Origin of the sequence: Rummeliibacillus sp. SL167 (assembly GCF_007896505.1) — a bacterium.
Taxonomy (GTDB): Bacteria; Bacillota; Bacilli; order Bacillales_A; family Planococcaceae; genus Rummeliibacillus; species Rummeliibacillus suwonensis.
Window position 1 is genome coordinate 18,834 of record NZ_VCBM01000008.1, and the last position, 13,143, is coordinate 31,976.

Genomic DNA, 13,143 nt, shown 5'->3' on the forward strand with positions numbered 1-13,143 from the left:
ATGGAAGAAAAAATATCAGAAAGAGCCCGTAATATTCCATTTTCAAGCATTCGAGAAGTTTTCGATAAAGCGGCTAAACTTGAAAAAGAAGGCGTAGACATTGTTCATATGGAGATTGGAAGACCAGACTTTGACACGCCACAACATATTAAAGAGGCAGCGATTACTGCTCTAAAGGATGGGCAAGTACATTACACTGCTAATACAGGCATTTTAGAATTAAGAAAAGAGATTGCGAATAAGTTAAAAAATGATAATCATATTACCGTAGATCCTGAAAATGGGGTTGTTGTTACGGTAGGATGTAAAGAAGCTGTGTTAGATGTTATTCTTGCTTATGTAAATGAAGGTGATGAAGTCATCATACCAGATCCAGGGTGGCTTGAGTATCAATACATTGTCAAAATTGCTGGAGGAGTGCCAGTCCCTGTTACTTTGAAAGAAGAAGAGGATTTTTTAATGAGTCCAGCTGATATAGAAGCGAAGATAACATCGAAAACAAAATTATTATTGATTAATTCTCCACATAATCCAACGGGTTCAGTTTTATCTAAAAGCCATTTAGAAAAGATTGCAGATATTGCAATTCGACATAATCTAATTGTGGTTAGTGATGAGATTTATGAAAAATTGATTTACGATGATGCGGAGCATATTAGTATTGCATCATTACCAAATATGAGCGAACACACAATAGTCATTAACGGTTTTTCAAAAGCCTACTCAATGGATGGATGGAGATTGGGATATGTTGCAGGTGAAGCAACATTAATCAATCCTATTAAAAAAATGCACCAATACAACACATCAAGTGCAACATCATTTGCTCAATATGGGGGCGTTGCAGCTTATAAAGATGATCAAAAAGCTGTATGTGAAATGGTAAAAAGTTTTGATGATCGTCGCAAGTTGATTATTAGTAGATTAAAAGAAATGCCAGGCGTAGATTGTGTTGGACCAAAAGGGGCATTTTATGTTTTTCCATCTTTTAAGACATTGAATTACTCTTCTAAAGAATTAGCTGTTTTATTATTAGAAGAGGCACAAATCGCTTGTGTACCAGGAAGTGCATTTGGCGATGGTGGAGAAGGATATATTCGACTAGCTTATTCAACTAGCTATGAAAATATCGAAAAAGCAATGGATCGATTAGAATTATTTTTAAGAGAAAAAACAAAATATAACTACTAGGAGAAAGACCATGAATGTTTTAGTTTTAGCGGTTGAAAGCGTTATAACGATGCTACTCCTAATAGGGACTGGCTATTATTTATCAGCTAGGAAATGGTTTAATCAAGTAAACTCAGGACTTATTGCTAAATTGGTAACCAATATCGCTCTACCAGCATACATGCTACACTTTATATTGACAGATTTTTCAAGAGATAAGTTAATCCATTTAGCTCCTGGAGTAGTAGTTCCCATCGTTTCGATAGTGATCACTATGTTTGTCTCTTTTGCTTTTTGTAAGTTATTAAAAGTAAAAGATGGACGAAAAGGTACTTTCTCGTCCATGTTTTTTAATTCCAATAGTGTATTTATTGGAATTCCATTAAATTTGGCGTTATTTGGAGCAGAAAGTTTACCTTATGTTCTATTATATTATTTTGCTAATACATTTTTCTTTTGGACTTTAGGCGTGCAATTGATCAGTAAGGATGGAGTGGGCGGCAATAATAGTAGTGGTAAAACGTCATTTTCCACTGTGGCAAAGAAGGTAATCAATCCACCTTTGATTGGTTTTTTCCTAGCAGTAATATTACTAATGCTTAATGTTAAATTACCTGATTTTTTAATGTCCTATTTTAAATTTACCGGAAATTTAACAACGCCATTATCTATGCTGTTTATCGGGATTTCTATTTTCTTTACCGGTATTACTTCCATTAAGTTTACGAAAGATATGCTTGGTATATTGCTTGGACGTTTTGTCATTGCACCAGGCATTATGATTTTGATTGTGTGGTTTTTGCCATTGCCGTTATTGATGAAACAGGTATTTGTGATGCAAGCGGCAATGCCTGTGATGACGAATGCCCCAGTTGTTGCCAAAGTTAATCATGCAGATTCAGAATATGCGGCAATTATGGTGACGGTATCCACGATTGCTTCTTTATTCATTGTCCCTATATGGATGCTGATTGTTCAAATTATACATTAATTATAACTTTTGGAGATGGTCATTTTGGCAGAGAGTAAACAACAGCTGAGTTATATGTTAAAGAGATTGGGGGAAAAGGTATTAGTTCTTCAATTCCCTCAAGAACTAACTAAAGAAATAACGGTGCAGATTCAATTTTATCATGATCTTTTCAAAAGCCATTCCTTAGAAGGAATTCTTCAAGTAATTCCAGCTATGAATACATTATCTATTCGATATAATCCGCTTATCATAACGGAAACAGCAATCGAGGAATTTTTGAAGTCAAATCAATCTAACGAAAAAGTGGAGGATTTTGGCTCTCCTAAAAAAATATATGTGCCAATTGTTTTTGGTAGCAAATACTCCCCCGATTTAAAAGAAGTTTCTGAAATTTTAAAAATCAAAGAAGAGAAGATTATTGATGAAATAGTCGATCAAGAATTCTATGTGTATTTAAATGGATTTATAGCGGGTTTTCCATATATGGGTGAGATTAATTCTGATTTATCATTACCAAGAAAAAAAGTGCCACGTTTACAAGTACCTGCGGGGAGCGTAGCGATTGCAAATAATATGTGTACAATTTATACGGTTGGATCACCTGGAGGCTGGAATTTGATAGGATGGACACCGATGAATATCTTTGATTTTTCAGTTAGTCCTCCTAATCGAGTTAATGTGGGTGATTATATTTGTTATAAATTGATTACTTCCACTGAAGCAGAGAATTGGGATGAAAATATGCAAAAAGAGTGGGATCAGCAATGGAATCAATAACCGTCGAAAAAAATGGATTACTTGTTACGATTCAAGATCTAGGTAGGGAAGAATACCAACAGTATGGTGTTTCCATCGGAGGTGCTATGGACAAGCTTGCCTGTAGGATCGGGAACATTTTAGTAGGCAATCGTGAAGATTGCGCTGTGATTGAATTTGCGGTTGTAGGTCCGCGTCTTAAATTTCAAGGTAATGGTTATATAGCTATTACTGGAGCTGACTGTACGCCACAATTAAATGGAAATACCATTTCTATGTGGAAAGTAATTCCTTTTAAAGAGGGAGATATTTTAAAATTTGGAAAAAATAAAAGCGGGCGTTATACGTATATAGCTATTGCAGGAGGGATTAACGTACCTAAAATTTTAGGAAGTCGATCAACTTCTATACGTGGTAAGTATGGAGGGATGGAAGGCCGACTGTTGAGAAAGGGAGACCAAATAGCTATCGGAAAAGTGGATTCTCGTAAGCCGTTACGATTAAATGGTAGAAAATTAATGGCTGATTGTATTCCGGTTTATTCAAACAGGCAAACTATTCGTTTTATTTGGGGACCACATGAGGATTTTTTTGATGAATATTCAAAAGAGGTTTTTACTTCCACTCCATACAAAGTATCTAGAGAGTCTGATCAAATGGGATATCGATTAGAAGGAGAGAAACTACGTCATCAAAATACAGTAGACATTTTAAGTTATTATATTACGCCCGGTGCGGTTCAAGTTCCTAGGAATGGATGCCCTATTTTGTTAATGCCTCATTGTGGAATGTCAGGGGGCTATACAGTTATCGGGACTGTGATCGAAGCAGACTTACCGTTTGCAGCTCAAAAAAAAGAAGGTGAGTCTATTCAATTCAAGCCAGTTACGATAGAGGAAGCTATTGAAGAATTAAAACAACAAGAACACTGGATAAAGTTATTAAGTTTAAATAACTATCATTAGTGAGGAGGAATAGTATGACAAGAACAATCGATTTATGCGCTGATTTAGGAGAGGGTTTTGGACGTTATAACATTACAAATGATGCTGAACTGATAGAAATCATCTCATCGGCAAATATTGCATGCGGTTTTCATGCGGGAGATCCGCGAACGATTCAAAAATCTGTGCAGACAGCTATTAAAAGTCGAACAGGTGTAGGGGCTCATCCTGGATTTCCTGATAGAGTCGGTTTTGGGAGAAGGGATATGCAGTTAAGCTATGAAGAAGTTTATACAGATGTGCTGTATCAAATAGGAGCAGTATATGCCTTTGCAAAAGCAAATAATGGAACTCTCCAACATGTGATGGCACATGGTCAACTTCAGAATATGGCACAATACAACGAAGTTTATGCTGAAGCAATTACAGATGCTGTGAAAGATTTTGATGCCAAAACAATTTTAATGTGTATGCCTGGAAAATTAGCCGAAATTGCTCAAAAAAAGCAACTCAATATTGCGACTGTTATTTTTGCTGATAGAAGATATAATGACGACAAATCATTAGTTTCTAGAAATGAAAAAAATGCTGTGATCCGTGATATAGATGAAATTATTGAAAATATCCTGAATCTAGTGATAAATTATAAGGCCATTTCTATTAACGGAAAAGAACTTGAAATTATAGGCGATAGCTTACTGCTTCATGGAGATACACCAGGTTCGCTTATAATTGCTAGGAAAATAAAAGAAGCCTTATTAGATGCAGGTGTAGAAATCAAACCACTATTAACATGGGATAAGTATAAGTGATATTTCTATGAGTTCAAACATCATGCAATAGGAAATCTCGTAAAGACATTTTTTCGTAAAAAGTGTCTTTTTATTTAAAATGGAAATTTTATTAAAATATGTTTTTATATTCATGTATATTATTGAAAGAGTAATAATAAATAATTTTTATGTGAAAATAATGTTATATTTCCTTACGCTAAAACCACTATTTTTTATCATTATTCGATTTTTTGTTTTTACATGTTATAAAACTTGACATAAAATATTGATTTTTTTAAAATTTCTGATTATAATGTTTTTATAAAAATATTCGGAATTTTGATTTCAAATTTCGGAACTAAGGATGTGGAGAATATGGATCGTGAAAAAATATTAAACCCATTTGAGCAACGACAACGCATTAGAAATGGATTAGACAATCGCCCTAGCTCAGGAATGTGCGATGGTTATACGCAAGGAAATTTAGTAATTTTACCTAAAACATATGCATTTGATTTTCTTCTTTTTTGTCATCGGAATTTAAAGCCTTGTCCTTTGATTGATGTGCTAGAACCTGGTGAGAAGAAACCTAACATTGCAGATGCGGATATTTGTACAGATATTTCTAGGTACCGAATTTTTAAAAATGGTGAATTAGTAGAGGAAGTTGAGGATATCACCTCTTATTGGCAAGATGACTTGGTTACATTCTTAATTGGATGTAGTAATACATTTGAGAGGGCTTTATTAAAGGAAGGAATCGAAATTTTATATCGAGATGCTGGAAATAATGTAGCAATGTATACCACTAGTATTCCAACCAATTCAGCAGGTGTATTTAAAGGACCTTTAGTTGTAAGTATGAGGCCTGTAAAAAAAGATAAATTAGTAGCGGCTGTAGAGATCACGGCAAAATTTCCTCATACGCATGGGGCACCAGTTCATATTGGAGATCCTTCTGTTTTAGGTATCAAAGATCTTGAAAAACCTGATTTCGGTGACTTTACACCTTATGATCCAGATGAATATGTCCCCGTTTTCTGGGCTTGTGGGGTTACACCACAAGCTGTAGCAATGGCTTCCAAGCCTTCATTTATGATCACTCATGCTCCTGGATATATGTTTATTTCAGATAAAGAAGAACCTATTTAATCATAAGGCTTTACTTATAAATATGATCAATACTTATTCATTTCGCTATAATCGGACCATTTCCACATTGCCACCTGTTTTCCATTCTATTTGATGGATGGAAAATCAATATAGTTTCATAGAATTAATGAATCATAAAAATTAAATCTAAATCACAAAGGGGAAAATAGTATGAAAAAATCTAATAAAATCATGGCGTTATTAAGTGTTGTACTTTTAGTGTTGTTAACGGCCTGTAGCAGTGGAAGTAGTGATAAATCAGGTAATGGTGGAAGTGGTGGGGATAGTGTAACAACAATAAAATTTGCACATACTGGTTCAACTACCCATCAAGATCAAATCTATGCTGAGAAATTTAAAGAACTGATTGAAAAATCAACTGATCATAAAATTAAAGTAGATATTTTTCCAAATGGGCAATTAGGCAGTGAAGCAGATGTTATTAAAGGGGTACAAAATAACACAATTGATATGACAGAGGTTACTGCTGATAGTTCAATGGCACAAGTTGTTCCATCTATGAATGTTTTAGGCGTACCTTATTTATTTAGAGATCTTCAACATGTTTATAAAGTGTTAGATGGTGAGATTGGTCAAAAACTATTAGAAGACGTAAATAAGAAGAGCTTAGTAGCCTTAGGATATTCGGAAGTTGGGTTTTCAAATATAACAAATAGTAAACATAAAGTAGTGGAACCTTCAGATATGAAGGGATTGAAAATGCGTATTCAACCAGCTCCTATTTGGGAAGCTTTTATGAAAAAATTAGGTGCTGTTTCAACATCTATGAACTTTACAGAATTATATAGTGGTCTTCAACAAGGTGTAGTTGATGGGGAAGAAAATCCTATCGCGACAATTGCAGCTATGAAATTTTATGAAGTAAATAAATATATTAGTTTAACAAAGCATAGCTATAAAGCAAATGTAGTAGTTATTAGTCCGAAAACATGGGAGAAAATCTCTGAAGAGAATCAAGAAAAAATGAAAGAAGCTGCAAAAGAAGCGTTTGAATATCAACGTGATTATTTAGCGAAAAAAGAAGAAGAAACTATCAAGGAATTAAAAGGAAAAGGCGTAATTATTACCGAACCAAATCGTGCTGCTTTTGAAGAAGCAACAAAAGATGTTTATAAAGAAGTGTCTAAAGATGTACCAGAAAGTTTAGTGAAAGAAATTAAATCGGTAAAATAACACATTGTCTCTGAATACTGAAAAATTATTATGAATAATCATAATATCCATGTTTGTCATGAAGCAAGGGATGTATCTAAGTTGAAAAACACTGATGATACAATCCTATTGCTTTTATAAAAAGGAAGTGATACATGTTGAAAAAATTATTATCTTATTGGTTGGAAATTGTTACGAGTACAATATTAGTTGCTTTAGTAATTTTTGTCTTATTAAATGTTATCTTCCGTTCAGTTCTCAAGATAGGTGTACCTTGGATTGATGAAGTAGACATGTTTTTGTTTTATTATTTAGTATTTTTGGGAACTGCATTGGGCGTAAAATATAATGAACATTTCACCGTAGATGTCATTGGATTGTTCCCTAGAGCTATACAAAATACATTGATCTTTATTGGAAATATCGCCATTCTGCTGTTTATTATCGCCATTATCTATTATGGCTGGATTGATGCAATCCATTCGAAAGATACTATAAGTGAGTCTTTAGGAATATCTTTATTTTATTCCCATGTAATAGCTCCGATTTCAGGTGTTTTGATGCTCTATTATTATATCAAAAAATGGGTTACTCACTATAAAAGTACAAGAAAAGTGGGTGAAGTAGAATGATAGGTCTCTATATGATTATTATTTTATTTGTTCTATTTATGTTTAGAGTACCAATATCATTTGCACTGGGGATCTCCTCTTTATTTGGCCTAGTAATGGGTGGTACAAATATTGAGGTAATGACACAACATATGTTTTCCGGTATAACAGCTACGCTTCTTGCCATACCACTTTTTATATTAGCAGGCGATATTATGGCACAAGGTGGAATGTCAAAAAAACTAGTTAATTTTGCTCAGTTAATCGTTGGTCATTTACCTGCTGGATTAGGCCTAGCAGCCATACTTTCTTGTATGCTTTTCTCTGCTATTTCTGGCTCTGCTATTGGTGATGCTGCTGCTTTAGGCGGTATTTTAATTCCAGCTATGATTGCTAAAAATTATTCAAGGGAATTTTCGGCAAGCATCATAGCAACAGGTTCTGTAATGGGAGGTATTATTCCGCCATCTATTTCTTTAATTTTATTTGGTGTTATGACTAATGCTTCAATCGGAGATTTGTTTATGGCAGGTGTTACGCCTGGAATTGTTTTAGGAATTCTTTTATTAGTCTATGTTTATTATTACGGAGTAAAACATAATATTAGAGATCGAGCAAAACGTGCAACTCTAAAAGAAGTTATGACTGGTTTGAAAGATGCATTTTTAGCTTTATTATTGCCGATTATCATTATTGGCGGTTTTAGACTTGGCTTTTTCACCGCTACTGAAGCAGGTGTAGTTGCAACCGTCTATTCTTTAATCGTTTCTTTGGTATTCGATAAAGAATTAAAAATAACTATGATTCCTAAAATGTTATTTAATTCGGTAAAAACAACTTCATCTATTTTATTTTTAATTGCGACAGCTAGTGTGTTTAGTTGGATTTTGACATATAATAGTGTACCGCAAATTTTGAGCGATGCTATTACTGGAGTTTTCCATGAAAAATGGCTCGTTCTATTAGTTCTTAATATTATTCTTTTGATCGCAGGTACGTTTATTGAAACTGTTCCGGCATTAACTATTTTCACACCATTATTCTTCCCAATTGTAACGGAATTAGGAATGGATCCAGTTCAATTCGGTATTATGATAGTATTTAACCTAACAATAGGTATGATTACTCCTCCAGTAGGTTTGTGTTTATTTACAACAACAGCCATTGCTAGAACGACTATTTTAAAAACATTAAAACCATTTCTTCCACAGCTATTGATTTTGCTGTTTGTTCTAGTATTGGTTACTTATTGGCCTAACTTTAGCCTATTGCTGCCTAGTATTATGAAATAGAAATAATTACAGGCAAGTGGATTTAATATTGCTGGAACCATTTTTTCTTTACTTTTCATCATATAATAGACTAGTTTTTTATAGTAGATTCTAAAATTGAATTGAGTCCACAAGTGTACTTAATGATAGAATTTAAGAAAAAGCATGTATTATAGTTGATTTTTCTAGCTAATGTCCGTATACTTATCTATGCCGTGCTAGGTGGGAAGGTAGCGGTGTCCTGTAACTCGCAATCCGCTTTAGCGAGACTGAATTCCTTTTTGAGGCTGTCCATATGTAGGGTCTGCCTCTTGCACGTAGCGTTGACGATTGGGTCCTGCGCAATGAGTCTCCATGAACCATGTCAGGTCCGGAAGGAAGCAGCATTAAGTGGCCTCACTCATGTGCCGCGGGGTAGCCTAATCTGAGCTAACGACAAGAGTAACGCTTATGTACGGCTGTCGAGAAAAGGTGCACGGTATAAATCGTGTAAATTTCAAACTCACTTGTCTTTTTTGACAGGTGAGTTTTTTTCTACACAGATCATTTTACATATATCAATAAAGGTTTCTAATCAGTGCTTATGCTATAATAGATATATCAAACTGTTATGGCAGAAAGGAGAGAAAAACGTTGGCATATCAAGCTTTTTATCGAGTGTATCGTCCACAATCATTTAGAGAAATGTCAGGGCAATCTCATGTGAAACGAACGCTTCAAAATGCTCTCCTAGCCGATAAAACAACACATGCGTACCTGTTTTCTGGTCCACGTGGTACAGGGAAAACCAGTACAGCGAAGATTTTTGCCAAAGCTTTAAACTGTGAGCATGCTCCAACTGATGAACCATGCAATGAATGTGCAACATGTAAAAGCATTACAAATGGATCTCATCCAGATGTGATCGAATTTGATGCTGCCTCCAATTCAAGTGTGGATGAGATGCGTGAAATTATTGAAAAAGTTCGATTTGCACCAGCAAGCGCTCGTTATAAAGTTTATATTATTGATGAAGTGCATATGCTTTCAACAAGTGCTTTTAATGCACTCTTAAAAACATTGGAAGAGCCACCTTCCCATGCTGTTTTCATATTAGCTACAACTGAGCCTCATAAAATACCAGCTACGATCATTTCACGTTGTCAGCGATTTGATTTTAAACGGTTATCTTCTACTGATATTTTAGAACGAATGAAAATTGTACTCGAGGATATTCAACTGCCTTATGATGAACAAGCGTTAAAAGTGATCGCAAAATCAGCAGCAGGTGGTATGCGTGATGCCTTAAGTATGCTAGATCAGGTAGTATCCTTTAGTGGAGAAAAGCTAACGCTTGAAGATGCACTCTTTGTAACGGGCTCTATCAGCCAAGAAATATTTTATGAATTAGCAAAAAGTCTTGCTGAAAGGGATGTAGCAAAGGTATTGGCTATGTTGGAACAGCTAATGAGTGAAGGGAAAGATGCTGTTCGTCTTTCGGAAGACCTGATTACATTTTTTAGGGATTTATTGTTAATCCAAACAGCGCCAGATTTAGGGGATTTACTTGAATTAGCAACGACGGATGAAAAATTCCAAACATTAGCGAATGATTTTTCAATGGATACACTGTATGGTTACATTGATATTCTTGCAAAAACACAGCAAGAAATGCGTTTCTCATTGCATTCAAAAGTATATTTAGAAACAGCTTTATTGAAAATGTCACAGTTTCATTCGGCCAATCCTACAAATATAATAGCTGATTCAAACAACATTGCTATTGATACACCACAAATTGCAGAGCTACAATCTAAAATTACAGCTTTAGAAACATTAGTACATCAGATGCAACATGAGGGCACAGGTGCTCAGCAACAAACACCATCCCAACAAAAACAACGTGTCAAATCATCAAGTTCAAGTACATTTAATGCTCCTGTTGGACGAATACAGGAAGTTTTAAAAATAGCTACTAAACAAGATATTCAATTGATCAAAAATGCATGGATAGACGTACTGAACCAACTACCAAAATCACAATCTGCATTGCTTGAAGGTGCGGAACCAGTAGCAGCATCGCCAAGTGCTTTTGTGATAAAATTCAAGTACGATATTCATTGCAAAATGGCAGCTGATAATCAAGAACTGATTTCTAGTTTTGAACAGTATATGGCTGGAATCACAGGGAAAATTTACGATGCCGTTTTTGTACCAGAAGAAAGTTGGTTAAAAATCAGAGCAGATTTCATCCAGCACCATAAGATGAATAGAAAGAGTGAACAAGAAGATACGGGTGGCGAACAATCTTCTGAGGATGTACAATCAATTTTAGTTGAGGAACAACAAGCTTCAGAAGATCCACTTATAACAGAAGCCGAAAAGCTATTTGGTAAAGATTTTGTGGAAATAGAAGAGTAAATTCAAATTTTAGGAGGAATTTAATCATGCGTGGAATGGGTAACATGAATAATATGATGAAACAAATGCAAAAAATGCAGAAGAAAATGGTGCAGGCACAAGAAGAACTTGCAGCAAAAACTTTTGAAGGTACTGCTAGTAATGGGCTTGTAAAAGTAGTGATGAATGGTCAAAAGCAAGTACAAGAAGTTATCATTGATCCAGAAGTTGTAGATCCAGAAGATGTAGAATTGCTACAAGACATGATTATTATTGCTACAAATGCAGCGATTTCTAAAGTTGATGAAACAACAAATGAAACAATGGGTCAATTTACTAAAGGAATCAACCTTCCTGGATTCTAGGAGGAATATAGGATGCATTATCCTGAACCAATATCCAAACTGATTGATAGTTTTATGAAATTGCCAGGTATCGGGCCGAAAACAGCGTCCCGACTGGCGTTTTTTGTGTTAACAATGCAAGAAGATGCAGTACTTAATTTTGCGAAAGCCTTAGTAGATGCAAAACGTAATTTAAGCTATTGCTCTGTATGCGGACATATAACAGATGTAGATCCGTGTTATATATGTCAAGATCAGCAACGTGATCGTTCAACAATATGCGTTGTACAAGATCCGAAAGATGTTATCGCGATGGAAAAAATGCGTGATTATCATGGACTTTATCATGTGCTCCACGGTGCTATATCTCCAATGGATGGTATAGGACCAGAAGATATAAATGTACCATCTCTATTAAAAAGACTACAAAATGAAGAGGTTCAAGAACTAATATTAGCAACAAATCCTACAATTGAAGGCGAAGCTACAGCGATGTATATTTCACGCCTTGTGAAACCGTCTGGTGTTCGTACAACTCGTATCGCTCATGGTTTACCGGTGGGTGGAGATTTAGAATATGCAGATGAAGTAACTTTATCGAAAGCGTTAGAGGGAAGACGTGAATTGTAGAATGGGGTGCTTAGAAAGATGTTTTTTCGAAAACAAAAGTTGCGTAAAGAGTACGATGATAAGCTCATTCAATTGATGCATCATACAAAAAAAGAATGGCAACATACACAAGAAATCGAAAATTTAATGGATGATTATGATTTAAATATTATTGCCCAACGTAAAATCGCCGAAAGCGTGCATTTTTACTTATTTAAAGAAGCACGTATTCGTAAAATTTTAATTAAATAACGAATGATAAACAGTATCTTTGTCATATATATCAGTTACAACATATATTAATGGAGCGTGATTTATATGGCCAAGCTTATTATTAGCTTGATAGGGGTACTGTTTATTTGTTATTGGATTATTCGTAGACCAAAAGGTATTAGAAAAGTCCTTGAGTTATTTTCTAATGCTGCATTTCGTATTACACTATCCTTTTGTGTTTTATATGCTTTGTCATATGGGGCAGGTTATTTAGGTATTTGGGTTCCTTTGAATTTTGCTTCAATACTTATTGTGGCATTATTAGGTATACCAGGCGTATTATTAATCGTATGTTTAACGGGTTTTAATTACTTCTTTCCTTAGCACTGAAAGATCAATTAATAATGTTGCAATAGATAAATGAATACGCTATATTAAGTAGGTTGCTAATTTAATATAGCTAAAGTCACTTGATTTATTGTAATGATTTTATTGACAATAGATTGGAAGAATGATAGAATATTAAAAGTCGTTGGAATTACGAATCTATTAAATATCAAAAAAACTTTGTTTATAGATAAATTTAATAAAATTATTGACAACGTAGTTTTGACGTGATATAATAATGAAGTCGTTAAAGCGACAGAGTAACTATGAACCTTGAAAACTGAACAAGCAAGACGTTAATCAATAAAATTTGTTCACTAACCTCCGTTAGTGATAAAGACAAAATAGATATCATCTTCGGATGATACGCTAGCAAAGCAAATGAGCT

Annotated in this window: 14 protein-coding genes and 1 other RNA gene; all 15 read left to right on the plus strand. The window is 34.6% G+C overall.

What is annotated here, in order from left to right:
- The 15 genes from FEZ13_RS18995 (at position 1) to FEZ13_RS19065 (ending at position 12,752) form a co-directional block, all read left to right on the plus strand.
- The gene (locus FEZ13_RS18995; protein ID WP_146553949.1) at positions 1-1,191 is read left to right on the plus strand and encodes a pyridoxal phosphate-dependent aminotransferase; all 1,191 of its coding nucleotides are present in this window, start codon (positions 1-3) and stop codon (positions 1,189-1,191) included.
- A 10-nt stretch (positions 1,192-1,201) separates the two neighbouring features.
- Positions 1,202-2,161: an AEC family transporter gene (locus FEZ13_RS19000; RefSeq protein ID WP_146553950.1), complete on the plus strand. Its 960-nt coding sequence runs from the start codon at positions 1,202-1,204 to the stop codon at positions 2,159-2,161.
- Positions 2,162-2,185: 24 nt separating this feature from the next.
- Positions 2,186-2,920, plus strand: a complete 735-nt coding sequence (locus FEZ13_RS19005) for a 5-oxoprolinase subunit B family protein (RefSeq protein ID WP_186725989.1) — start codon at positions 2,186-2,188, stop codon at positions 2,918-2,920.
- Positions 2,908-3,864, plus strand: a complete 957-nt coding sequence (locus FEZ13_RS19010; protein ID WP_146553952.1) for a 5-oxoprolinase subunit C family protein — start codon at positions 2,908-2,910, stop codon at positions 3,862-3,864. The genes FEZ13_RS19005 and FEZ13_RS19010 overlap by 13 nt, the downstream gene beginning before the upstream one ends.
- Positions 3,865-3,878: 14 nt before the next feature.
- The gene (locus tag FEZ13_RS19015) at positions 3,879-4,655 is read left to right on the plus strand and encodes a LamB/YcsF family protein (protein ID WP_146553953.1); all 777 of its coding nucleotides are present in this window, start codon (positions 3,879-3,881) and stop codon (positions 4,653-4,655) included.
- A gap of 336 nt (positions 4,656-4,991) precedes the next feature.
- Complete coding sequence (locus FEZ13_RS19020) at positions 4,992-5,768, plus strand: putative hydro-lyase (RefSeq protein ID WP_146553954.1); 777 nt, start codon at positions 4,992-4,994, stop codon at positions 5,766-5,768.
- A 171-nt stretch (positions 5,769-5,939) separates the two neighbouring features.
- A complete protein-coding gene (locus FEZ13_RS19025) occupies positions 5,940-6,962 on the plus strand; it encodes a TRAP transporter substrate-binding protein (protein WP_146553955.1) in 1,023 nt (340 codons plus the stop codon).
- A gap of 137 nt (positions 6,963-7,099) precedes the next feature.
- Entirely contained in the window at positions 7,100-7,573 is a 474-nt protein-coding gene (locus FEZ13_RS19030) for a TRAP transporter small permease (RefSeq protein ID WP_186725990.1), read from the plus strand.
- Complete coding sequence (locus FEZ13_RS19035; protein WP_146553957.1) at positions 7,570-8,844, plus strand: TRAP transporter large permease; 1,275 nt, start codon at positions 7,570-7,572, stop codon at positions 8,842-8,844. The genes FEZ13_RS19030 and FEZ13_RS19035 overlap by 4 nt, the downstream gene beginning before the upstream one ends.
- A gap of 192 nt (positions 8,845-9,036) precedes the next feature.
- Positions 9,037-9,302, plus strand: an RNA gene (gene ffs / locus FEZ13_RS19040) — signal recognition particle sRNA large type.
- A gap of 154 nt (positions 9,303-9,456) precedes the next feature.
- On the plus strand, positions 9,457-11,223 hold the full coding sequence (dnaX, locus tag FEZ13_RS19045) for a DNA polymerase III subunit gamma/tau (protein ID WP_146553958.1): 1,767 nt from the start codon (positions 9,457-9,459) through the stop codon (positions 11,221-11,223).
- A gap of 26 nt (positions 11,224-11,249) precedes the next feature.
- The gene (locus FEZ13_RS19050) at positions 11,250-11,567 is read left to right on the plus strand and encodes a YbaB/EbfC family nucleoid-associated protein (RefSeq protein ID WP_146550390.1); all 318 of its coding nucleotides are present in this window, start codon (positions 11,250-11,252) and stop codon (positions 11,565-11,567) included.
- 12 nt (positions 11,568-11,579) lie between these two features.
- Positions 11,580-12,176, plus strand: coding sequence for a recombination mediator RecR (gene recR / locus FEZ13_RS19055; protein ID WP_146550389.1), 597 nt, complete (start codon positions 11,580-11,582; stop codon positions 12,174-12,176).
- A gap of 18 nt (positions 12,177-12,194) precedes the next feature.
- On the plus strand, positions 12,195-12,407 hold the full coding sequence (locus tag FEZ13_RS19060) for a YaaL family protein (RefSeq protein ID WP_146550388.1): 213 nt from the start codon (positions 12,195-12,197) through the stop codon (positions 12,405-12,407).
- Between the two features lie 66 nt (positions 12,408-12,473).
- Positions 12,474-12,752 (plus strand): pro-sigmaK processing inhibitor BofA family protein, encoded by a 279-nt coding sequence (locus tag FEZ13_RS19065; RefSeq protein WP_146553959.1) that lies wholly within the window; start codon positions 12,474-12,476, stop codon positions 12,750-12,752.
- Positions 12,753-13,143 lie beyond the last annotated feature (391 nt).

Bases quoted from the DNA above. Each gene is read 5' to 3' on its own strand.
- FEZ13_RS18995 (WP_146553949.1), top strand. From the start codon at position 1: ATGGAAGAAAAAATATCAGAAAGAGCCCGTAATATTCCATTTTCAAGC.
- FEZ13_RS19000 (WP_146553950.1), top strand. From the start codon at position 1,202: ATGAATGTTTTAGTTTTAGCGGTTGAAAGCGTTATAACGATGCTACTC.
- FEZ13_RS19010 (WP_146553952.1), top strand. From the start codon at position 2,908: ATGGAATCAATAACCGTCGAAAAAAATGGATTACTTGTTACGATTCAA.
- FEZ13_RS19015 (WP_146553953.1), top strand. From the start codon at position 3,879: ATGACAAGAACAATCGATTTATGCGCTGATTTAGGAGAGGGTTTTGGA.
- FEZ13_RS19020 (WP_146553954.1), top strand. From the start codon at position 4,992: ATGGATCGTGAAAAAATATTAAACCCATTTGAGCAACGACAACGCATT.
- FEZ13_RS19025 (WP_146553955.1), top strand. From the start codon at position 5,940: ATGAAAAAATCTAATAAAATCATGGCGTTATTAAGTGTTGTACTTTTA.
- FEZ13_RS19035 (WP_146553957.1), top strand. From the start codon at position 7,570: ATGATAGGTCTCTATATGATTATTATTTTATTTGTTCTATTTATGTTT.
- FEZ13_RS19050 (WP_146550390.1), top strand. From the start codon at position 11,250: ATGCGTGGAATGGGTAACATGAATAATATGATGAAACAAATGCAAAAA.
- recR (WP_146550389.1), top strand. From the start codon at position 11,580: ATGCATTATCCTGAACCAATATCCAAACTGATTGATAGTTTTATGAAA.
- FEZ13_RS19060 (WP_146550388.1), top strand. From the start codon at position 12,195: ATGTTTTTTCGAAAACAAAAGTTGCGTAAAGAGTACGATGATAAGCTC.
- FEZ13_RS19065 (WP_146553959.1), top strand. From the start codon at position 12,474: ATGGCCAAGCTTATTATTAGCTTGATAGGGGTACTGTTTATTTGTTAT.